Raw genomic sequence first — 21,572 nt, forward strand, 5'->3', positions numbered from 1 at the left:
AGTGCCTTTCTCGTATTCCTGTGTGGTCAAGCCATGGGGAGGAGGACGCGCATGGTCGACGGACCGCGCTCGGCCCACCGGTGGTACGGGATGAGAGGCACTTCGACCTCGTGCGCGGTGCCGCCCGGGTGGTCGGGCCGTTCGAGGAAGGGCGGACGGCCTGCCGAGCCGGCATGCGGCGTCGACGCACGGACGCGGACGATCGCGCCGTCTCCGGATCCTCGCGGCGCCTGTCCCGTGTCGAGGGCGATGCCGTCGATCGCCGCGCCATCCGGCAGGTCGACCGACTCGAGGCAGAGCACGAGCGGCCCGCGTTCGACGGCGACCGTGCCGCGGGCGGCGTCGATGCGCGGGTCGGGCCACGTGAGGCGCGGCGCCACGGGCAGGTCGAGCACGATCTCGTCCCCGGCGACGAGCGGCGCCGCGACATCGGCCCAGCCGGGCGCGCACTCGCGCGCCGCCCCGCCGGGGCCGCGCAGCGTCGCGCCGGTGGCCCAGTGCGGCACCCGCAGGCGCAGCGAGACGGGATCCGCCGACGCCTCGCGCACGCGGATCCGCACGGCCCCCTCCGCGGGATACGCGGTCTCGATCTCGAGGACGAGGGGGCCGCCGTCCGTCGCGACGCGCATCTCGCCCGCCGCGTACTGCGCGATCGTCACGACAGGTGCCTCGCCCTCTTCGTCGACGAAGGCCGCGCACGACTGCCACGAGGCGAGCGTGCGAGCGACGTTCGTCGGGCAGCACGAGACGTCGAACCACGGGGCGCGGATCCCGCCCTCGGCTCGCGGGTTCACGGCGTCCGGGCGCACGTCGCCGCCGGGCTCGCGCTGGTGCAGCGGATTGGCGTAGAAGAAGGCCCGACCGTCCGCGCGCGGCGAGGTCGCGACGACGTTGAACATGGTCCGCTCGATGAGGTCGGCGTACTTCGCGTCGCCCGTGGCGAGCAGCAGCCGCCACGACACCATGATCGACGCGACGCCAGCGCAGGTCTCGCAGTAGGCGCGATCCGGCGGCAGCTCCCAGTCGTCGCCGAAGCCCTCGTCCTGGTGCCGGGACCCCATGCCGCCCGTCAGGTACGTGCGGCGCTCGACCGAACGGGTCCACTGCCGTTCGACCGCGGCGAACAGCTCGCCGTCGCCCGTCTCGGTCGCGACGTCGAGCGCGCCGGCCGCGAGGTACAGCGCGCGCACGGCGTGTCCGCGCCAGCGATCCGCCTCGCGCACGGGCACGTCGTCCTGGAAGTAGGCGGGGCTCAACAGCGCGATGGGGGCGAGGGATCCCCGACCCCTGCGCTCGATGAACAGGCGGGCCTGCTCGATGTACGCGGGCTCGTCGAGGGCTCGGCCGAGCTCGACGAGGCCGAGCTCGATCTCGGGGTGGCCGCAGATGCCCTGCCGGCCGTCGACCCCGAACTCGCGGCACACGTGATCCGCCGCGCGCCGCGCGATCCGGACGAGTTCGTCGTCCTCGCCGTGCGTGCGCACGCGGGCGACGGCCACCTGCAGCAGGTGGCCCGTGCAGTACAGCTCGTGTCCCGCCGAGAGGTCGGAGTAGCGCCCCGCCTGCCCGTCGTGGCCGAAGCACGTGTTGAGGTAGCCGTCGTCGTCCTGTGCGGACGCGATCCGCCCCACGAGCTCGCCCCAGAGCCGCTCGGCGGCGGGATCCGGCGTGTGCCCGAGCTGCCAGGCGACGGCCTCGAGCAGCTTGTACACCTCGGAGTCCGAGAACTGCCAGCCCGGGCGCTCTCCCCCCGTGGCACCGCGCGCGACGCGGTCGAAGTTCGCGAGCCAGCCGAGGCGCTCCATCCAGTCGTGGCAATGGCGCAGCGTGGCGCGCGCGTTCGTCTCCTGGAGGCCGCCCCAGAATCCGCCGACGAGGCGCATCTCGCCGAGGCCGATCCCGCGACGGGATCCGGGCGCGACGACGGGGCGCGCAAGCGGGTCGGCGCGTGTGGTGTCGAGAGTCACGAAGATGTCCTTCTCAGTCCTTGACGGCGCCCGCGGTGACGCCAGCGGCGACGTAGCGCTGAGCGATCACGAGCAGCACGGCGGCGGGCACGGAGGCGACGACGGCGGTCGCCATGATCGCGTTCCACTGCGTCGTGTTGTTGCCGATGTAGTTGTAGATGCTGAGGGTGATGGGGATGAGCTGCCCGTTGCGGTTGAGGGTCGAGGCGAAGATGAAGTCCGACCAGGCCCAGAGGAACGCGAACAGCGAGACGGTGAGCATCGAGTTGCGGCTCACGGGCAGCACGATCGAGGCGAACGTGCGCCACGCGCCCGCGCCGTCGACGCGCGCCGCCTGCAGCAGCTCGCGCGGGATCCCCGACATGAACGCCGAGAACAGCAGCACGCCGAAGGGGACAGAGATCGTCGAGTCGGCGATGATGAGGCCCCATACGGTGTTCAGCAGGCCGAGGCTGTTGTAGACGGCGTAGAAGCCCATCGCCATCACGACGGCCGGGATCATCTGCGCGACCAGCAGCAGGAAGTTGAGCGACCGCCCGCCGCGCATGTTCAGCAGCGCGAGCGCGTAGCCGGCGGGCGCCGCGATCACGAGGGTGACGACGACGCTGCCCAGGCCGATCAGGAGGCTCGTCCCGAGCGCGGGGAGCTGCTGCGCGAACACGGCCGCGTAGCCGTCGAACGTCGGATCCCACGGGAACCACTGCGGCGGCGTGCGCCGCAGATCCCCCGTCCTGGTGAACGAGACGTTCGCCATCCAGTAGACGGGGAACAGCATCAGCGCCGTGAAGACGACGCCCAGCGCGGTCTTCCACCAGGCGCGCCTCATGGTGCGGGCGGCGGTCATGATCCGGCCTCCTGTCGGTGCTGGAGCCTGAGGTGCAGGAATCCGAACACGAGCGCGATGACGATGAGCAGGTTGCCGACGGCTGCCGCGGGCGAGAACGCGGGGATCCCGGTGCCAAAGGCCTCCTGGTAGGCCCAGATCGACAGGGTGGTCGAGGCGCCGGCAGGCCCGCCCGCGGTCATCACCCAGATCACGTCGACCACCTTCAGCGTGTAGATGAGGCCGAGCAGCAGCGTGATCGCCGACACGGGCCGCAGCAGCGGGAACGTGATGCTCCAGAACTGCCGCCACGGACCCGCGCCGTCGAGCGATGCCGCCTCGTACATCTCGACGGGGATGTTCTGGAGTCCCGAGTGGAGGATGACGAGGTTGAAGGGGATCCCGAGCCAGATGTTCGCGATCGTGACCGACAGCAGCGCCGTCTCAGGCGACGTGAGCCAGTTGATCCGATCCCCGCCGAACGCCACGAGGAGCGAGTTGACGATGCCGTTGTCGCTGTTCAGCATCCACGCCCACGTCGACGCCGAGACGATCAGCGGCAGCAGCCACGGCACGAGGAACAGCGCCCGCAGCACGTTCGAGAGCCGGAAGTTCTGCCGGAAGAACACCGCGAGGGCGAGCCCGACCGCGAACTGCACGACGATCGAACCGAACGTGAACAGCAGCGTGTTGACGAGGGCGGTCGGGAACGTCGACGATCCGAAGATCTCCGCGTAGTTCGCGAATCCCACGAACTCGGCGTCGCCCTGCACGAAGGCGCGGATCGTGTAGTCGTGGATCGACAGCTCGATGTTGCGCCACAGCGGATAGGCGTAGAAGACGCCGAGGTACGCCAGCAGCGGGGCCGCGAACCCGACGGCGGCCCATCGGCTCGCGTCGAGCCGCCGTCGGGGGCGCCACGCGCCCTGCTTCGCCCGCGCCCCGATGAGCGTCGCGGTGGTGGTCATGGATCGGTTCCCTCTCGTGCGCGGGGCGCGCGGGTCAGCTGGTGGCGGCCTCGGCGGCGTCCTGCGCCGCCTCGAGGGCCTCCTGGGGGCTCTCGGCCCCCGACAGCGCGCTCTGCACAGCCGTCCACAGCGCCTCGGAGATGAGCGGGTAGTCGGTGCCGAGCCCGCCGCTCGTGCGGCCCTTCGCGTTCTGCACGGCCGTCACCCACGGCTCGAGGTCGGGATTCTCGGCGAGCAGCTGCTGCTGGCCGTCGGCGGTCGGCGGGATGTAGTACGCGAACGTGGTCGCCGTCTCGACGAAGCCCTCGGGTGTCGTCATGCACTCGACGATCTGGCGCGTGACGTCGTACCGCGCCGTGTCGTCCTGTGCGGGCGCGACGATGAACTCGCCGCCCGTCGGTGCCGGCGCGACGCCGCCGTCGCGGCCGGGAAGCTGCACGATGCCCGTGGCGAAGTCCGCCTCGGCGGCGCTGTTGACCTGCCACGTGCCGTTCTCGGCGAATGCGAAGTCGCCCGTGAGGAACTCCTCCCACACGGTGTTCTGCGAGTTGCCGATCACCGAGTTGGGCGCGTAGCCCTCGTCGAGCCACGTCTTCCACAGCTCAAGCGCCTCGACGGCCTCCGGCGAGTCGAGCGCGCCGAGGTCCGCGCCGGATCCCCAGAACCAGGGCAGGAACTGGAAGGTCCCCTCCTCCGTGCCGATACCCGCGAAGGTGATGCCGCGGTGCCCGGCCCCGTCGACCTTCTCGAGGGCCGTGGTGAGGCTCGCCCAGTCGGTGATCGAGGCCGGGTCGACGCCCGCGTCGTCCAGGACGTCGGCGTTGTAGTAGAGCGACAGCGTGTTGGTTCCGATCGGGACGCCGTACGCGGACCCGTCGACGACGCCCGCGTCGAGGAGGTTCTCGTCGATCGCCGACGTGTCGAGTCCGAGCTCATCAACGGTCGTGAGCATCCCGGTCTCGGCGAGAGTGGACACGGCCGGGTTGTCGAGCAGGATGATGTCGGGCGACGTGCCCTCCTGCGCCGCGAGGAGCGCCTGATTGGTGAGCGCCGTCGTGTCGTACGCGGTGCGCTCGATCTCGACGCCGGCGTCTTCGCCGCACTGCTGGGCGCGCTGCTCCCAGTCGGACGAGCCGTCGTGCTGGGGGTACGGATCCCACCAGGTGTAGGTGCCTCCGGCGGCATCGCCGTCGTCGGATCCGCCGCCTCCGCCCGATGAGCAGGCGGCGAGGGCGCCGACGGCGACGAGTGCGGTGGCGGCGGCGAGTGCGGTGCGGGTGCGGTTCATTGCTGTTCCTCCTTGAACGAGAGTCGGTTCGTTCGAACCGGTTCGATGAACGACGTGGTGAAAGGGCTGTCGGGTGGTGGGGATCTGGGGTCAGGGACGCCGCGGGGCGGCGGTGCTGCCCCTGTCGACGAGGTCGGGAGAGACGTAGCTCACGACGTTCGGGCCGTCGTGGCCGGTCTGCCCCTCGATCCGCCGGACGAGCGCGCGGACCGCCATCTCTCCCAGGCGGTCCGGCGCGCTCTCGACGGCCGAATAGGGCAGCGAGAAGGTGCGGGCGAACTCATCGGAGTATCGACCGACGACGGACAGGTCGCGCGGCACCGACAGGCCGCGCTCATGCACGACCGTGGGCAGCGCCGCGGCCGCCGCCTCGTTGTTCACGAGCAGGCCCGTGGCGTCGGGGTGGGCGTCGAGCAGCTCGCCGATCGCGCGGCCGACCTCGGGCTGGCGCGCGGGTGCGAACGCGGTGTCGAGGCGGATCCCCCGGATCCGCGCCTGCTCGATCGCCGCGTCCCGCAGGCGCCAGACGTACGCGCCGCCGCGCTCGACGACGTGCTCGGGCTGCGAGACGAGGAGCAGCTCGCGGTGCCCGAGATCGCACAGGTGGTCGACCATCCGGCGCCCCGCCTGCTCGAAGTCGAGGTCGAACACGTCGACCCCCGAGCAGTCGGCCGGACGGCCGACGAGGGCGCCCGGCTGCGCCGCGGAGCGCAGGACGGCCAGGCGCTCGTCGTGCTCGGCGACGTTCAGGAGCACGATGCCGTCGACCATGCGCGTCGACGTCAGGCGGCGCAGCGCGCTGGCGCCGTCGGACTCTGTGACGAGGAGGATGTCGTAACCCAGCTCGCGCGCCGTGTCGGAGACGCCGAGGATGTACTGGAGCATCGCCGGCGCGAACTCGTCTTCGTAGAATTGTGCGAGCAGGCCGATGGTGCGGGTGCGCGCCGTCGCGAGCGCGCGGGCGCCGGCGTTGGGCGTGTAGCCGAGGTCGCGCACGGCGTCCTCGACGCGGCGGCGCACATCGTCGGAGATCGACCGCTTGCCGGAGAGGGCGTATGACGCGGTGCTGCGCGACACCCCCGCCTCGCGGGCGACGTCTCCGATCGTGACCACGGCGTCTCCTGTTCCGGTCGCGGCTGTGCGAACCGGTTCGACAGTACATGCGGGCGGGCAGATCGCACAACCCCCGGAACAGCCCCCTCCAACACAACGCAGTCATTCCGACACCCGGCGGGCCGCGGATCGGCGTGTCGGGCCGGTGCCGGCCGCGCTGACTGCGTTGTGTTGGAGCTCAGACCGCGCCGGCGAGGAGCGCGCCGGCCTCGCGCAGCCAGCGGGCGGGGTCCGCGAGGGCGGCCTCGGTGGATCCGGCGATCTCGGTGAGCGCGGCGGATCCCGCGAAGGCCGCAGTGTCGCCGTCGATCGCGCCGGCGACGAGCGCGACGGGCACACCGGCCGTGCGGGCCAGGTCGGCAACGTGCGCGGGCGCCTTCCCCTCCGCGGACTGCCCGTCGAAGCGCCCCTCCCCCGTCACGACGAGGTCGGCGCCGGCGATGCCCTCCGCGAGGCCCGTGAGCTCGGCGATCGCGACGGATCCGGGCACGAGCTCCGCACCCCAGACCCGCAGGGCGAATCCCGTACCGCCCGCCGCGCCCGCGCCGGGCTCACCCGCGAGGCTCGCGCGCCCGAGCACCTCGGCGAGCCGCGCGAGCCCCGCGTCGGCGCGCGCGACGCCGGCCTCGTCGAGCCCCTTCTGCGGGCCGAACACGGCCGCCGCACCGCGGTCGCCCGTGAGGGGGTTCGTGACGTCGCTCAGCACGGTCGCACCCCCGGCGGGAAGCGCCCGCAGCGACGACAGGTCGGCGCTCGCGAGCTCGTCGAGGCCGGCGGATCCCGGCACGGTGGACGCGCCGAAGTCGTTCTGGAACCGCGCGCCGAGGGCGGTCAGCATGCCCGTCCCGCCGTCGGTCGACGCGCTCGACCCGATTCCGAGCACGAGGCGGGAGACCCCCGCGTCGAGCGCCGCGGCGATCGCCTGCCCGAAGCCGAGCGTCGAGGCATCCCGGGGGCGCAGATCATCGCCGAGCAGCTCGATTCCGGAGGTGCTCGCGAGCTCGACGACGCCCGTCCCACCCGGGAGGCCGTCCTCGGCGGGCAGCCGCAGCCACGCGGCCGTCACGGCGCGGCCCGCCGGCCCCGTCACGCGCACCGACATGCGCTTCGACCCCGGCACCGCCTTCTCGAACGCGTCGAGGGTGCCCTCGCCCCCGTCGGCCATCGGGCGCAGCGTGAAGCGGTCACCGGGCGCCGCGCGCACCCACCCCTCCGCGATCGCGACGGCCGCGTCCGCTGCCGAGATGGATCCCTTGAAGCTGTCGGGCGCGACGACGATGCGGCGAGTCATGGGACCCATCCTGCCGCATGGAGCAGGAAAGCGCTTACCGCCGCTCGAGTCAGAACGTCGACCGGAGCCGGGCGATCTCCGTCTCGACTTCGAAGTCGGCGGCGGGCCACGCGGGATCGATGTCCTCCAGGGTCTCGAGGAGCAGCGCCTGCACTGCGAGCCGCGCGTACCACTTGCAGTCGGCTGGCACGACGAACCAGGGCGCCTCGTCCGTCGAGGTGCGGCGGATCGCCGTCTGGTACGCGTCCTGATAGGCCGGCCACTCCGAGCGCTCGTCGACATCGCCCGGGTTGTACTTCCAGTGCTTGTCGGGGCGCTCGAGGCGCTCCATCAGCCGCGCGCCCTGCTCCTCGTACGAGGCGTGCAGCATGACCTTGATCACCCGGGTCCCCTGCGCGACGAGGCGGCGTTCGAAGTCGACGATCGCGTCGTAGCGGCGCTCGATCTCGTCCGGATCCGCCAGCTCCCGCACCTTTCCGATGAGCACGTCCTCATAGTGCGAGCGGTCGAACACCCCGATGAAGCCGGGCTTCGGCACGCGCTTCTCGATGCGCCAGAGGAAGTCGTGCTCGAGTTCGTCGGGCGTGGGCGCCTTGAAGGCGGCCAGCTCGACGCCCTGCGGGTCGACGCCGCCGACGACGTGCCGCACGATGCCGCCCTTGCCGGCCGAATCCATGCCCTGCAGCACGAGGAGCACGGCATCGTGGGCGCCCGCCGTGCGCGCCGCGAACAGCCGCTCCTGGTACTCGGAGAGCTGCGCGAGCCCCGCCAGCAGATCGGCCTGCCCCGCCTTCTTGCCGCCCTCATAGCCCGGCGTCGAGCGCGGATCGACGCTCGGCAGCACGAGGCCGTCCCCCGCCCGCAGGCACGCGCGCGCGTCATCTGTCCACTTCATCTGGCTCTTCGCGGTCATACGGCCAGTCAACCCGACGGACCCGCGGATGCACAACGACGCGGATTCTGCGCCGACCCCCGCGACACGCCGGGGAATCGACACCGGGTGCACAGAGTTGGCGTCGTTGCGCAGGGGAGCGCGCTCAGCGGTCGAGCGGAACCTCGATGATGGTCGCGCCCGCGGCCGCCGTCAGCGCCTGGTCGAGCTCCGACCGCGTCGTCGCCCGCACATGCTCCCAGCCGTAGGCGTGCGCGAGCCCCGCGATGTCCGCCGACTGCGGCGTCAGCTGCACGCGGTCCATCGCCCCGGGCGGTGCGACGCGGGCCACCTCGAGCCCGTCGAAGATCGTGCCGCCGCCGTCGTTCCCGACGACGATCTGGATCCGCGGGCGCGGCTCGTCGTCCGGCAGCAGCAGGGATCCGACGTCGTGCAGGAACGCGAGATCGCCGAGGATCACCCGGGTCATGCCCTGCTCGCCGTCGGCCTGGCTCGCGAGCGCGATGCCGAGGGCGGTCGCGATCGTGCCGTCGATGCCCGCGAGCCCGCGATTCGCGTGCACGGGCACCTTCTTGCCCGCCAGGACGTCGTCCGCGACGCGCACGAGCCGGCTCGAGCCGAATACGAGGCGGTCGTGCGGCCACGTCGCGCGCCACACGCCCGCGACGAGCTGCGCGCGGTCGAGAGGAGTGCGCACCGCCTCGAGCTCGGCGCGCACGGCGCCGAGGCGGGTCTTCCGATCCGTCGAGGCCAGCGCCGCCGAATCGGGCGCCGCCGTCTCGAGGTCGACCATGTGCGCGCGCGACCAGCGCATCCAGGATCCGAGCCACTCGCGGTCGGCCTCGCCGGGCGCGACCGCGACCGCGTCGGCGCGCGTCGTGGATCCGCTGAGGTCGAGGGCCTCGTCCGTGCCCCGCAGCGCCACGATCTCGATGTCGCGCCGTGAGAGCAGCGCGGCGACCTCGCGCCCGAGGGTGGGGTGCCCCACGACCACGACGCGCTCGATGCCCCCGCCGAGGTCGGGGTCGGCGAGCGCAGCCCGATAGCCGTGGACCACCCGGCGCCCGAAGCGCGCCCCGCTGACGATCTCGGCGACGAGCGGCCAGTCGCCCTGGTGCGCGATGACCTCGGCGTCGGCACCCGCGTCGGCGCCGGCGACGACGACCGTGCGCGGCCCGGGCTCGAGCGTGACGGGCTCGGGAGGATCGGGCAGCAGCGCCTGCGCCGCGCTGACGGCCGCGCCGCCGCGGGAGCGGCCCTCGGCGAACCATGCGGGAAGGGATCCGGCGAGGGGCTCGCGGAACGGCAGATTGAGGTGCGCGACGCCCTGCACCGCCTCGCCCGCTGCGGCAACGAAGGCGCGTGCGGCGAGCGTACGCATCTCGGCGCCCTCGCCGTCCGCCCCCGCCGGCACGTCGGCGTCGTGCGCGAAGCGCGCCGCGGATCCGAACATGCCGGGCTGCGCCGTCGTCTGGTTCGCCCCGACGCCGCGCAGCTCGGGCGGCCGATCGGCGGTGAGGAGCACGAGAGGCACGCCGGAGTGGTGTGCCTCGAGCGCCGCGGGCAGCAGGTTCGCCACGGCCGTGCCCGATGTGCAGATCACGAGGGCCGGGACCCGCGTGGCGCGGCCGATCCCGAGGGCCGTGAATCCGGCGGCGCGCTCGTCGATGCGCACGTGCAGCGAGATGCGCGCCTGCCGCTCGAGGTCCGCCGCGGCGAGCGCCAGGGCCTGCGAGCGGGATCCGGGGCTGACGACGACGTGCCGCACGCCGAGCGCGACGAACGCGTCGAGGAGCGCGCAGGCGGCATCCGTCGCGGGGGACGGGGCGCCGCCGGGTTCGTCACCCGCGGGCATCGCGCGGATCGTCCTCGGGGTCGTCGCCCTGCGTCCGCGCGCCGGCATCGCCGTCGTCCGGGGCGTCCTCGTCGGCATCGCGCAGCGGATCGGAATCGCCGTCGGCCGCTTCGCCCTGCGGATCCGTGGCGTTCCCATCGGCATCGCGCTGCGGATCGGCGTCGCCGTCCTCGCCGTCCTCGTCGCCCGCGTCGCTCGGCGGGGCATCGTCGAGCTTCGGGGCGTCGTCGAACTCCGCCTCGGCGTCGAGCAGCGCCAGCTCCTCCTCGAGGCGGCGGATGCGCTCGTCCGATGCCGAGAGGAAGGCGGGGTCGTCTTCGGGACCGATCCGGCTCGCGGCGCCCGCCGCGACGTATCCGGGTCGGGCGCGCCCGATCGTCCACCAGAGGATCCCGCCGATCACGGGCACGAGCGTGATGACGACCCAGGTGCGCTTCGAGACGCCGCGGTGACGCGACTCGGGCTGCACCGCGCAGTCGACGATGCTCAGCACGGTGAAGACGACCGCGGCGACCGCGAGGATGATGAGGATGCGTGCCACGCGTCCATCCTATTGGGGACCGGTGGGGATGAGCCGGACGTCAGGCCTGTTCGACCGGTTCGATGCGCGGGAACGACGCCGTCTCGTCGCCGACGGGCGACTCGACGGTCTCGACCCCGTCGTCCTCGCCCGTCAGTCGCGCGACGGCCGCCTCGAACTGGCGTGAGAGTGCGTCGGCCGCCGCCTCACCGTCGCCGCCCGCGATCGCGTCGATGAGCTCGCGGTAGGTCGGCGAGACGGATCGGCGCACGTGGTAGCCGTCCTCGGCGCTGAGGCTCGCGATCCGCGTCTCCGCGAGCAGCGTCGCGATGCGCGCCGACAGCCGGGCGCTGCCGACGAGGTCGACGAGCTGGCTGTGGAACGCGATGTCGGCATCGCCGATCGGAACGGCCTCCGTACCGGTGCTGACGGTGACGAGCCGCGCGAGGCACGCCTCGAGCTCGGCGATCTCGCGCGCCCGGGGGCGCTGCGCGAGACGCCTGGCCGCGTGCGCCTCGATCGCGAGCCGCGCCTCGTAGAGGTCGTCGACCTCGTCGGCGCGGATCCGGCGCACGCGCAGCCCGCGACCCGGCACGGACACGAGCAGCCCCTCCTGCACGAGGCGCTGCGCCGCCTCGCGGAGCGGGCCGCGGCTCACGCCGAGCTGGGAGGCGATCTCGACCTCGCCGATCGGGCCGCCGACGGGCAGATCGCCGGCGAGGATCGCCTTGCGGAGCTCGATGACGATCAGGTCGACGGTGGACATGCGTGCGACGGGCACAACGGATCGCGCGACGTCGAATCGGGGGACGGACTTCGTCACGTCACGCCTCCTGTCGCCCAGCAGTTCTCTCACGGGTCGATTGTCTCACCGTCACGATTCTGTCTCATTGTCGACAGTCGGACAATAGGATTGATTTGACGTCGACACTGTGCGATCGTTGCCCCGTTCTGCCTCGATGCGGGCTCCACGCGCGCACCGGCTTCCCACGGAGAGGAAACAGCACGATGATCCGACGCACCATCACGACCACGGGGATCGCCGGCCTCGGCGTCCTCGCTCTCGGCCTCGCCGGGTGCACCTCGACGGCGCCATCCGGCGGCGGCGACGGCGAGGGCTCGATGAGCACGCTCGAGACGCTGCAGGAGGAAGGCACGATCACTCTCGCCATCAACGGCGAGCAGCCGTACTCCTATCTCGACGAGAACGATGAGCCCACGGGCGCCACGATCGAGATGCACAAGAAGATCTTCTCCGAGCTCGGCATCGAGAACATCGAGGTCGAGCAGGTCGAGTGGGACAGCCTCATCCCGGGCCTCAACGCCGGCCGGTGGGACGCCGTGAGCGCGGGCATGTCGATCACGCCCGACCGCTGCGCCGAGGCCGCCTTCAGCGACCCCGAGATCATGTACACGACCACCCTCGCCGTGAAGGCCGGAAACCCGATGGGCCTGTCCGATCTCGACTCGGCGCTCGCGTCAGACGGCGACGTCCGTCTCGCCCTGCAGACCGGCGCGATCGAAGACGGCTACGTCGAGCAGCTCGGCGGCTACGACAACATCGTTCCCGTCGACAGCGCGCAGAACGGTCTCGAGGCCGTCAAGACCGATCGCGCCGATGCCTTCGCCCTCACGGCGGTCTCGCTCGAGTGGATGACGCAGGACGACGACGATCTCGAGACCACGGGCGCGTTCGTGCAGGAGATCGACGGCATCAAGCAGTACGGCGCCGGCGCGACGGTGTTCCGCCAGGCCGACACGGAGCTGCTGGAGGCGTACAACGAGGCCGCGGCGAACATCACCGGTGACGAGCAGTCGTACCTCGACGTCGTCGAGCCCTTCGGATTCAGCGCCGAGAACCTGCCGCCGCAGGACATGACCACCGAGCAGCTGTGCTCGGGCGATCTCGAGGAGCTGCAGTAGTCCCGCAGCTCCGCCCATCGTGAACGACAACATCGAGGCGCTCGTCCGGGCGCTCCCCCGGCTCTGGGACGGCCTGCTCATCACCGTCCAGCTCACCGTGGGGAGCGCCCTGCTCGCGCTCGTCATCGCCATCGTCCTCGGTCTCACGGCCCGCGCGCACAACGTGCTCCTCCGGGGCACGGCCCGCGTGATCATCGAGTTCTTCCGCGGCACCTCCCTGCTGGTGCAGCTCTTCTTCCTCTACTTCGTGCTCCCGCTGCCGCCCCTCTATGTGCAGCTCCCCGCCGTCGTGTGCGGCCTCATCGGCCTCGGGCTGAACTACGGTGCCTACGGCGCCGAGATCGTACGCGGATCCATCAACGCCGTCCCGAAGGGACAGTGGGAGGCGACGACGGCGCTCAGCATGTCGCGCGCGCAGCGCGTGCGGCGCGTCATCCTCCCGCAGGGGTGGGCCCTCATGCTCCCGTCGCTGTGCAACCTGCTCATCCAGCTCCTCAAGGGCACGGCGGTCGTCTACCTCATCTCGATCGTCGACCTCACCGCCCGCTTCAACGACCTGCGGCAGTCCACGGGCGACGTGTTCTTCACCTACTCGATCGCCCTCGTGGCCTACTTCGTGATCGCGTACCTCCTGTCGGCCGGCATGCGCGTGCTCGAGCATCGGGCCAAGAAGAAGCTCGGGCAGCACGCGCCGCCGATCTTCTCGCTCCGGACGGCGGGCCGAGTCTCATGATCGACACCACGCCCTGGAAATGGGAGCACGTCTGGGCCGCGCTGCCCGACATGCTCTACGCCTTCGTCACCGTCACGCTCTTCGTGACGATCCTCGGCAGCGTCATCGCCGCCGTCCTCGGCCTCGGGATCGCCCTGCTGCGGAAGACGGTTCCGGGCACCGTGTCCGCTGTCATCACCTTCGTGGTCGACTTCATCCGGATGACGCCGCTCGTGATCCAGCTCCTCTTCCCCTACTTCGCGTTCCCGCATCTCGACCCGCTGATGATCGGGGTCGTCGTATTCGGGATCCACTACGCCAGCTACATGGCGGAGGTGTATCGCGCGGGGATCGACGCCGTGCCGAAGGGGCAGTGGGAGGCTGCGACCGCGCTGTCGATGTCGCGCCGCCGCACGTGGACCGCCGTTGTCGTGCCTCAGGCCATCCGGTCGACACTGCCCGCCCTCGGCAACTACGTCATCTCGATGTTCAAGGAGACGCCGTTCCTCACGGCGATCACGGTCATCGACATGCTCGGTGCGGCCATGACGTACGGCGGTCAGCACTTCCGTTCCATCGAGGTCGTCACGCTCGCCGGCATCCTCTTCCTCATCGCGAGCTACCCCACCTCACTCCTCATCGGGCGATTGGAGAAGCGCCTTGCCTACTGAACCCCACATCCACACCGGCGCCATCGAGCTGGCGGAGGGCGAGACGCCCGCGATCCGCTTCGAGCACGTCGTGAAGCGCTACGGCGACAACACGGTGCTCGACGGGCTGAACTTCACGGTGCGCAAGGGCGACCGCGTCACGCTGATCGGCCCCAGCGGATCCGGCAAGACGACGATCCTGCGCCTCGTGATGACGCTCGAGGACTCGACCGACGGCTACATCCTCATCGACGGGAAGCCGCTCACGCACGAGCCCCGGGACGGGAAGCGCGTCGCGATCAAGGACAGGCGCCGCGCCGAGATGCGCAAGCGCATCGGCATGGTGTTCCAGCAGTTCAACCTGTTCCCGAACATGACGGTGCTCGAGAACATCGTCGAGGCGCCCGTGCACGTGCTCGGCGTCTCGAAGTCCGACGCCATCACGCGGGCCCACGAGCTGCTCGCGCAGGTCGGTCTGCCCGACAAGGCCGACGCGCACCCGACGTCGCTCTCGGGCGGCCAGCAGCAGCGCGTCGCGATCGCGCGATGCCTGGCGATGGATCCCGAGATCATGCTCCTCGACGAGGTCACGAGCGCCCTCGATCCCGAGGTCGTCGGCGAGGTGCTGGGGATCCTCCGCACGATCGCCGAGACGACCGATGTGACGATGCTGATCGTCACCCACGAGATGCAGTTCGCCCGCGACGTGTCGAACCGGGTGCTGATGTTCGACAAGGGGCGCATCGTCGAGGAGGGCGATCCGAACGCCATCTTCGACGACCCCCAGGAGCAGCGCACGAAGGACTTCCTCTCGGCCGTCTCGTGAGGCGCCCAGCCGTGGATCCTACGATGGATCCGTGAAGATCCGCTCCCTCGTCGTCTACTCGCTGCTGCGCCTCGCGTTCTTCCTCGTGCCGCTCGGCGTCATGATGCTGTTCCCCGCGTTCCAGGACCTGTGGTGGCTCGCGGTCATCTTCGCCGCGCTCATCGGCCTCAGCCTGTCGATCGTGTTCCTCCGGAAGCCGCTCGGCGAGGTCTCATCGGGGATCCACGAGCGCCAGCAGGCGAAGAACCGCCCGCGCACCGCCCGCGAGGTCGACGACGAGATCGAGGACGCCGCGAACGAGGCCGCCCAGAAGGACGAGTGACCCCAACCCTTCATTTCTGGCACATCCCTGCACCGGATCCCGTACGGATATGTGCCAGAGATGAAGGGTTGTCGGTGCGTCAGCCCACGAACGCCCAGGCGAGGAAGACGCCGTAGATCGGCGAGCTGATCGACGTCAGGGCGAGGGCCGTGATGAGCTCGCGCGGCGTGCGGTGGCTCCACACGATCACGATCGCGGGTCCCGCGGCGATGAGCGCGAAGAAGGCCAGCCACGCGATCGGGTAGAACAGGGCGAGCCAACCCGCGATCGCGAAGGCGAGCGCGATGAGGACCGTGAAGAGGATCTTCGTGCCGAGCGCGCCGATCACGACCGATAGGGTGCGCTTGCCGGCCTCGCGGTCCTGGTCGATGTCGCGCAGGTTGTTGGCGAGCAGCACAGCCACGGCGAGCAGCCCCGCCGCGACGGCGCCGGCCCACGCCTCCTGCGGCAAGAACAGCGCCTGCACCCACGTCGTGCCGAGCGTCGCGACGAGGCCGAAGAACACGAAGACGAACACCTCGCCGAGGGCGTGATATCCGTACGGTCGCTTGCCGCCCGTATAGAACCACGCGGCGACGATGCACACGGCTCCGACGGCGAGCATCCACCACTGCTGGGTGCGGATGACGATCGCGAGTCCGGCGAGCGCCGCGATCCCGAAGAACGCGAACGCGACGGTCAGCACGCGCTTCGCGGGGACCCTCCCCGACGCCGTGAGCCGGGCGGGCCCGACGCGGAAGTCGTCCGTTCCCCGGATCCCATCCGAGTAGTCGTTCGCGAAGTTGACGCCGACCTGCAGCGCGACCGCGACGACGAGGCAGGCGAGCGCGATGACCCGGTGGAACTCGCGGTCTCCGTCCGCGAGGATCGCGGCGCCGGTGCCGATGATGATCGGCGTGATCGCGAGGGGCAGCGTGCGCAGCCGCGCCGCGCCGATCCAGTCACGCCCCGTCACGGGCTTCGGAGGCGGCGCCGATACGGAGCCGCGCTTGGCCGGGTTGCCGGGGATGTTCCGCTTCTTCTTCGCCTTCGCCACGAGGATTCATCGTACGCGGGTGCGAGCCGGCGGCGCCCTTCCGCCTAGGCTGGCGGCATGAAGCGCACCGTGCACCTGGTCGTCGACGACCTCGACGGATCCACGCTCCCGGCCGGCGAAGGCGAGACGATCGAATTCGGGCTCGACGGAGCGACCTACGAGATCGACCTCGGAGCGGACAACGCCGCCGCGCTCCGCGAGGCGCTCGGCGCGTATGTCGAGGCGGCCCGCGATGCGGGCGGCGCGGCCGCCCCGAAGAGCCGCCCGACGACCGCGTACACCGTGACCCACCTCCCCACGACGCGTCCGCGCGGTGAGAACGCCCGGATCCGCAAGTGGGCCCGGAAGCACGGCCACGACGTCGCCGAGCGCGGCGCCATCCCGCAGTCCGTGCGCGACGCCTTCCACGCCCGCGGCTGACGGCGCGCGTCAGCGCAGCGCGCGCAGGCAGCGGCGCGTGCAGATCTCCTGCATGATGCGCACGAGGGGGTCGCCGATCCAGAAGAGCGCGCCCGCGGGTCGCGAGAACGCCGTCACGCGCAGCCAGACGGATCCGTCGCCGTCGCGCTCGACGACGAACGCCTCCTCGCCCCGCGTGCCGCCCACGTTCGGGTAGGTGAAGTCGGTCACAGGCTCCCCCGCTCCACGAGGCCCGTCAGCGCGCGCCTGTCGGGCTTCCCGCTCGCGAGGCGCGGGATCTCCTCGACGCGCACGACGCGGTCCGGGCGCGCGGGCGCGCCGATCGCGCGCGCCACGGCCGCTCGCGCCTCGTCCAGGGATCCGGTCGACGTCGCGACGATCACGGGCGTCTGGCCCCAGCGCTCATGCGGCCCGCCGACGACGACCGCCCCCTCGAAGCCGGGCACCTCCCGCACGACGCGCTCGACCCGATCGAGCGAGACGTTGACGCCACCCGAGATGATGACGTTGTCGATGCGGCCCGTCACGCTCACGACCCCGTCGACGACGGATCCGGAATCGCCCGTGCGATACCAGCGCGACCCATCGGAATCCGTGACGAACGTCGCCCGCGTGCGCTCGGGGTCGCCGAGGTAGCCGTCGGCGAGGGTCGGGCCCGCGATCCGCAGCTCGCCGCCCGCGACGGACGCCGCCACGCCGTCGAGCGGCACGCCGTCGTACACGCAGCCGCCGCTCGTCTCGGTGGATCCGTAGGTGCGTACGACGCGCGCGCCGAGGACGACCGCCCGGTCGCGCAGCACGTCGGGCAGGCGCTGCCCGCCGACGAGGATCGCCTCGAAGGCGGCGAGCGCGCGGGCGATGCCCTGATCCCGCTCGGCCGCGTCGACGAGCGTCTGCAGCTGCGCCGGCACGAGCGAGGTGAATCGGGGAACGGGCGCGCCGTCCGCGAACGAGCGCATTCCCGATGCGGCATGTGCGAAGGTGTCGGCCGTGAACCGACCCGCGAGGATCGCCGGATCCCGACCCGCGACGAGGGCGCGCACCATGACCTGCACGCCGGCGATGTAGCCGCCCGACAGCGGCAGCAGCCAGTGCCCCTCACCGATCCGCGCGGCGGTCGCCATCGCGGACGAGGTGAGGGCCGAGCGCGAGAGGGCGACGGACTTCGGCGTACCCGTGGAGCCCGAGGTCGTGAGCACGACGGCGGTGCCGGCGGGCACCTCGCCGGGAAGGTCGGCCGCGGATCCGAGCGCGATCGCCGGCCCCGCGCCGAGGACGGCGCCGCGCAGCGCGCGCAGCAGATCCCGCGGATCCTCGCTGTCGACCTGCTCGAGCCTCACGACCGGCCCCCGCCCGACATCAGAAGTGGTGCGGGTACGCCGACCAGTCGGGGTCGCGCTTCTCGAGGAAGGCGTCGCGGCCCTCGACCGCTTCGTCGGTGCCGTAGGCGAGGCGCGTCGTCTCGCCCGCGAACAGCTGCAGGCCGACCATCCCGTCGTCGGCCGCGTTGAACGCGTACTTGAGCATGCGGATCGCGGTGGGCGACTTCGTGAGGATCGTGCGCGCCATCGCGATCGCCTCGCGCTCGAGGTCCTCGTGCGGCACCACGCGGTTGACGGCGCCCATCTCGTAGGCGCGGTCGGCCGAGTACTCCTCGGCGAGGAAGAACACCTCGCGCGCGAGCTTCTGGCCGATCTGCTTCGCGTAGTAGGCGGATCCGTATCCGGCGTCGAAGGATCCCACATCGGCGTCGGTCTGTTTGAACCTCCCGTGCTCGCGTGACGCGATCGTGAGGTCGCACACGGCGTGCAGCGAGTGCCCGCCGCCGGCCGCCCAGCCGGGCACGACGGCGATGACGGGCTTCGGCATGAACCGGATGAGGCGCTGCACCTCGAGGATGTGCAGGCGTCCGGCGCGCGCCGGATCGGTCACCTGCCCCTCGTCGTCGGAGTACTTGTACCCGTCGCGCCCGCGGATGCGCTGATCTCCCCCGGAGCAGAACGCCCACCCGCCGTCCTTCGGGCTCGGGCCGTTGCCCGTCAGCAGGACGCATCCGATGCGCGGATCCGTGCGCGCCCCCTCGAGGGCCCGGTGCAGCTCGTCGACCGTGCCGGGGCGGAAGGCATTGCGCACCTCGGGGCGGTCGAACGCGATCCGCGCGATGCGGCCGTCGGTCGAGACGTGCGCCGTGATGTCCTCGAAGCGCTCGGATCCGGGCGCGGGGACCCACTCGGCGGCGTCGAAGAGGTCGGAGACGTGGGGCTCAGTCACGGATCCCAGCCTACGCGCGGCCGACACCGTGAGCCGCGATGCACAACGACGCCAATTCTGTCCTCACAGCCCCTGACCGGCCCCCATATGCCATCTCCGCACAGAATTGGCGTCGTCATGTACCGGCGCACGCGGCAGGATGGGGGCATGCCCGCTCCGCTGCCCCTCGCCGAGATCCTCGACTCGCTCCACGTGGTCTCGCTTCCCCTGGCCACCCGCTTCCGCGGCGTCGACCGCCGCGAGGCCGCCCTCTTCGAGGGGCCGGAGGGGTGGGCGGAGTTCTCGCCCTTCCTCGAATACGACGCCGCCGAGGCCGCCGCCTGGCTCGCCGCCGCGATCGACTTCGCCTCCGAGCCGCAGCCGCTGCCGCACCGCGACCGGATCCGCGTGAACGCGACGATGCCGGCGGTCGACGCCGACCGTGTGCCGGAGATCCTCGCCCGCTACGGCGCGTGCCGCACGGTCAAGGTGAAGGTGGCCGAGACGGGCCAGGTCCTCGACGAGGACATCGCCCGCGTCGCCGCCGTGCGGGCCGCGCTGGGCCCGGAGGGCCGGATCCGCGTCGACGCGAACGGGGGCTGGAACGTCGACGAGGCCGAACACGCGCTCCACGCGCTCGCCGAGTTCGACCTCGAGTACGCCGAGCAGCCGTGCGCCACGATCGGCGAGCTCGCCGATGTGCGGGCGCGGCTCCGCGACTGGGACATCCCGATCGCGGCGGATGAGTCGGTCAGGAAGGCCGAGGATCCGCTCGCCGTCGCGCGGGCCGGGGCCGCCGACATCCTGATCGTGAAGGCGCAGCCCCTCGGCGGGGTCCGGCGCACCCTCGACATCGTCGAGCAGGCCGGACTGCCGGCGGTCGTCTCATCCGCCCTCGACACGAGCATCGGCCTCGCCCAGGGCGCGCACCTCGCGGCGGCGCTTCCCGTGCTCGATCACGACTGCGGCCTCGGCACCGCGGCGCTGTTCACGAGCGACGTCACCGCGGATCCGCTCGTTCCCGAGAACGGCGAGATCCCCGTCGCGCGCGTCGCACCGGATCCGGCCCTCCTCGACGCCCACGCGGTGTCGCCGGACCGACGCGCCTGGTGGGAGCATCGGATCCGCGCCTGCTACGCAGAGCTCATCGCACGCACATGAGCAGCCACGACACGCCCTGCGGGTTCGCGGGGATCGGGCGTGTCGTGGCCGCCGAAGTCAGTTGCGGGCGTCGCGCCAGGCGAGCCAGCGCTCGACCGAACCGAAGTCCAGCTCTGGGCCCGAGATGCCGAGCGTGAACAGGCGCACGCCGGCGTCGTAGAGCGCGTCGGCCTCCTGCTCGTCGCGGCCCTTCAGCTCGTTCGAGACGACGAGTCCCGACACATCGCGCCCCTCCTTCTCGGCCCATGCGTCGATGACCCCGAGCTTGTGTGAGAGCTCATCGGCGCCGACGAAGCTGTGCCAGATATCGGCGTGCCGGGCGACGAGGCGCAGGGTCTTCTTCTCGCCCGCGCCGCCGATCATGACGGGGATCTCACGCGTGGGCGCGGGGTTCAACTTCTCCCAGCGCCGCTCGATGCGCGGCAGGGAATCGGCGAGCGCGTCGAGCCGCGTGCCGAAGGTGCCGAACTCGTAGCCGTACTCGTCGTAGTCGCGCTCGAACCAGCCGGATCCGGTGCCGAAGATGAAGCGACCGGTGTCGGTGCCCTTCGCGGAGATGTGGTCGACCGTGCGGGCCATATCGGCCTGCAGATCGGCGTTCCGATACGAGTTGCAGTTCACGAGGCAGCCGAACTCGACGCGCTCCGTCTGCTCGGCCCACGCGGAGAGCATCGTCCACGATTCGAAGTGCAGACCATCGGGCTCGCCGCTGAGCGGGGAGAAGTGATCCCAGTTGAAGAGGATGTCGACGCCCATCTCCTCGAGCCGTGAGACGGCGCCGCGGATCGTGGCGTAGGTGGAGTGCTGGGGGGCGATCTGGACCCCGAGCCGGACAGGTGCATCGAGTGCTGGCATGACGTCAGGCTATTGGCCCCGCGCGACCCGGGGCCCGGATGTCCGAGAATTCACCTGTCGTCGACGAGCAGGCGCGCGGCCCGGCCGATCTCGTCGGCACGCGCACGGGTGAACTCCTCGTCCGATGTGCCCATCATGACGCCGCGCTGGCTGGAGTCGGCCCACACGGCGAGGAGGATCCGCGTCGCCTCGACGGGGGTGACGCGCAGCGGGGCGCCGCTGCGCCCGATGGTGTCTTCGATGATCTGCGCGACCTCGTCGATGCAGCGATCGTTCGTCTCGCGGAAGGCGCGCGCGAACTCCTTGTCGCGCATCGCGTGGGTCGTCATCTCGGTCCACAGCAGTGCGCCGAAGCGGTCGTCTCCGCCGACGGCGCTGAGGATCGCGACGATGACGGACATGTCGTCGAGTCGGATCGGCTCGTCGAAGCTCTCGACCCGCGCACGGACGGCTGCGATCTGCCCCCGCCCGAACTCGGACACGAGCTCGAGGAAGATCTCGTCCTTCGACTCGAAGTTCGAGTAGAAGGCACCCCGGGTGAAGCCCGCGCGCTCGCACACGGCCTCGACGGAGGTCGCGCCGAGACCGACCTCCGCGAACAGCTCGGCAGCCGCGTCGAGCAGCCGTGCGCGGGTGGCCGCGCGGCTGCGGGGCCTGGGGGAATTCTGGGCGTCGGCGCCCGGGGAGTCGGTCACGGAGA

23 protein-coding genes are annotated in these 21,572 nt (G+C 71.4%); 7 read left to right on the forward strand and 16 right to left on the reverse strand.

The window, feature by feature from the left end; genetic code table 11:
* Positions 1–26 precede the first annotated feature (26 nt).
* The 10 genes from GB932_RS10630 to GB932_RS10675 all read right to left on the reverse strand — a co-directional run bounded on the left by GB932_RS10630 (position 27) and on the right by GB932_RS10675 (position 11,540).
* Positions 27–1,967: a glycoside hydrolase family 127 protein gene (locus GB932_RS10630; RefSeq protein WP_306769947.1), complete on the reverse strand. Its 1,941-nt coding sequence runs from the start codon at positions 1,965–1,967 to the stop codon at positions 27–29.
* Between the two features lie 13 nt (positions 1,968–1,980).
* Complete coding sequence (locus tag GB932_RS10635; RefSeq protein ID WP_231916119.1) at positions 1,981–2,811, reverse strand: carbohydrate ABC transporter permease; 831 nt, start codon at positions 2,809–2,811, stop codon at positions 1,981–1,983.
* Positions 2,808–3,758 (reverse strand): carbohydrate ABC transporter permease, encoded by a 951-nt coding sequence (locus GB932_RS10640; protein ID WP_156760657.1) that lies wholly within the window; start codon positions 3,756–3,758, stop codon positions 2,808–2,810. The genes GB932_RS10635 and GB932_RS10640 overlap by 4 nt, the downstream gene beginning before the upstream one ends.
* A 34-nt stretch (positions 3,759–3,792) precedes the next feature.
* The gene (locus GB932_RS10645) at positions 3,793–5,046 is read right to left on the reverse strand and encodes a sugar ABC transporter substrate-binding protein (RefSeq protein WP_156760658.1); all 1,254 of its coding nucleotides are present in this window, start codon (positions 5,044–5,046) and stop codon (positions 3,793–3,795) included.
* A gap of 90 nt (positions 5,047–5,136) precedes the next feature.
* On the reverse strand, positions 5,137–6,159 hold the full coding sequence (locus GB932_RS10650; protein WP_156760659.1) for a LacI family DNA-binding transcriptional regulator: 1,023 nt from the start codon (positions 6,157–6,159) through the stop codon (positions 5,137–5,139).
* Between the two features lie 178 nt (positions 6,160–6,337).
* On the reverse strand, positions 6,338–7,450 hold the full coding sequence (locus GB932_RS10655; protein WP_156760660.1) for a glycerate kinase: 1,113 nt from the start codon (positions 7,448–7,450) through the stop codon (positions 6,338–6,340).
* Between the two features lie 49 nt (positions 7,451–7,499).
* Complete coding sequence (locus GB932_RS10660) at positions 7,500–8,363, reverse strand: PPK2 family polyphosphate kinase (RefSeq protein ID WP_156760661.1); 864 nt, start codon at positions 8,361–8,363, stop codon at positions 7,500–7,502.
* 124 nt (positions 8,364–8,487) lie between these two features.
* Entirely contained in the window at positions 8,488–10,197 is a 1,710-nt protein-coding gene (gene menD, locus GB932_RS10665) for a 2-succinyl-5-enolpyruvyl-6-hydroxy-3-cyclohexene-1-carboxylic-acid synthase (RefSeq protein WP_156760662.1), read from the reverse strand.
* Positions 10,184–10,738, reverse strand: coding sequence for a PLD nuclease N-terminal domain-containing protein (locus GB932_RS10670; protein ID WP_156760663.1), 555 nt, complete (start codon positions 10,736–10,738; stop codon positions 10,184–10,186). Before GB932_RS10670 ends, menD begins: the two co-directional genes overlap by 14 nt.
* Before the next feature lie 40 nt (positions 10,739–10,778).
* Positions 10,779–11,540 carry a GntR family transcriptional regulator gene (locus tag GB932_RS10675; RefSeq protein WP_156760664.1) on the reverse strand — a complete coding sequence of 254 codons (762 nt, stop codon included), beginning with the start codon at positions 11,538–11,540 and terminating at the stop codon, positions 10,779–10,781.
* A 185-nt stretch (positions 11,541–11,725) separates the two neighbouring features.
* Between GB932_RS10675 and GB932_RS10680 the strand changes: the two genes are divergently transcribed.
* From GB932_RS10680 to GB932_RS10700, 5 genes are read left to right on the forward strand one after another with little or no spacing between them, the layout of a single operon-like run.
* A complete protein-coding gene (locus GB932_RS10680) occupies positions 11,726–12,640 on the forward strand; it encodes a transporter substrate-binding domain-containing protein (RefSeq protein WP_156760665.1) in 915 nt (304 codons plus the stop codon).
* 19 nt (positions 12,641–12,659) lie between these two features.
* Positions 12,660–13,373 carry an ectoine/hydroxyectoine ABC transporter permease subunit EhuC gene (gene ehuC, locus GB932_RS10685; RefSeq protein WP_156760666.1) on the forward strand — a complete coding sequence of 238 codons (714 nt, stop codon included), beginning with the start codon at positions 12,660–12,662 and terminating at the stop codon, positions 13,371–13,373.
* The gene (ehuD, locus tag GB932_RS10690; RefSeq protein ID WP_156760667.1) at positions 13,370–14,023 is read left to right on the forward strand and encodes an ectoine/hydroxyectoine ABC transporter permease subunit EhuD; all 654 of its coding nucleotides are present in this window, start codon (positions 13,370–13,372) and stop codon (positions 14,021–14,023) included. Before ehuC ends, ehuD begins: the two co-directional genes overlap by 4 nt.
* Positions 14,024–14,051: 28 nt before the next feature.
* Entirely contained in the window at positions 14,052–14,828 is a 777-nt protein-coding gene (ehuA, locus tag GB932_RS10695; protein ID WP_156760734.1) for an ectoine/hydroxyectoine ABC transporter ATP-binding protein EhuA, read from the forward strand.
* 31 nt (positions 14,829–14,859) lie between these two features.
* A complete protein-coding gene (locus tag GB932_RS10700; protein ID WP_156760668.1) occupies positions 14,860–15,150 on the forward strand; it encodes a DUF4229 domain-containing protein in 291 nt (96 codons plus the stop codon).
* 79 nt (positions 15,151–15,229) lie between these two features.
* Here the strand turns inward: GB932_RS10700 and GB932_RS10705 are convergent, their stop codons facing one another.
* On the reverse strand, positions 15,230–16,192 hold the full coding sequence (locus GB932_RS10705; protein ID WP_156760669.1) for a 1,4-dihydroxy-2-naphthoate polyprenyltransferase: 963 nt from the start codon (positions 16,190–16,192) through the stop codon (positions 15,230–15,232).
* A 51-nt stretch (positions 16,193–16,243) separates the two neighbouring features.
* Between GB932_RS10705 and GB932_RS10710 the strand changes: the two genes are divergently transcribed.
* Complete coding sequence (locus GB932_RS10710) at positions 16,244–16,606, forward strand: histone-like nucleoid-structuring protein Lsr2 (protein ID WP_156760670.1); 363 nt, start codon at positions 16,244–16,246, stop codon at positions 16,604–16,606.
* A 9-nt stretch (positions 16,607–16,615) separates the two neighbouring features.
* Here GB932_RS10710 and GB932_RS10715 read toward each other — a convergent pair whose 3' ends face one another.
* From GB932_RS10715 to GB932_RS10725, 3 genes are read right to left on the reverse strand one after another with little or no spacing between them, the layout of a single operon-like run.
* Positions 16,616–16,816, reverse strand: a complete 201-nt coding sequence (locus GB932_RS10715) for a DUF1990 family protein (RefSeq protein ID WP_197517427.1) — start codon at positions 16,814–16,816, stop codon at positions 16,616–16,618.
* The gene (locus GB932_RS10720) at positions 16,813–17,946 is read right to left on the reverse strand and encodes an AMP-binding protein (protein ID WP_156760671.1); all 1,134 of its coding nucleotides are present in this window, start codon (positions 17,944–17,946) and stop codon (positions 16,813–16,815) included. The genes GB932_RS10715 and GB932_RS10720 overlap by 4 nt, the downstream gene beginning before the upstream one ends.
* 19 nt (positions 17,947–17,965) lie before the next feature.
* Complete coding sequence (locus tag GB932_RS10725; RefSeq protein ID WP_156760672.1) at positions 17,966–18,877, reverse strand: 1,4-dihydroxy-2-naphthoyl-CoA synthase; 912 nt, start codon at positions 18,875–18,877, stop codon at positions 17,966–17,968.
* A 147-nt stretch (positions 18,878–19,024) separates the two neighbouring features.
* Between GB932_RS10725 and GB932_RS10730 the strand changes: the two genes are divergently transcribed.
* Positions 19,025–20,017 (forward strand): o-succinylbenzoate synthase, encoded by a 993-nt coding sequence (locus GB932_RS10730; RefSeq protein ID WP_156760673.1) that lies wholly within the window; start codon positions 19,025–19,027, stop codon positions 20,015–20,017.
* A 57-nt stretch (positions 20,018–20,074) separates the two neighbouring features.
* Here GB932_RS10730 and GB932_RS10735 read toward each other — a convergent pair whose 3' ends face one another.
* Both GB932_RS10735 and GB932_RS10740 read right to left on the reverse strand, forming a co-directional pair.
* Entirely contained in the window at positions 20,075–20,872 is a 798-nt protein-coding gene (locus tag GB932_RS10735) for an LLM class F420-dependent oxidoreductase (RefSeq protein ID WP_156760674.1), read from the reverse strand.
* Between the two features lie 50 nt (positions 20,873–20,922).
* Positions 20,923–21,567, reverse strand: coding sequence for a TetR/AcrR family transcriptional regulator (locus GB932_RS10740; RefSeq protein ID WP_231916120.1), 645 nt, complete (start codon positions 21,565–21,567; stop codon positions 20,923–20,925).
* Positions 21,568–21,572: the final 5 nt, after the last annotated feature.

It is taken from the genome of Microbacterium karelineae (assembly GCF_009745985.1).
Classification (GTDB): Bacteria; Actinomycetota; Actinomycetes; order Actinomycetales; family Microbacteriaceae; genus Microbacterium; species Microbacterium karelineae.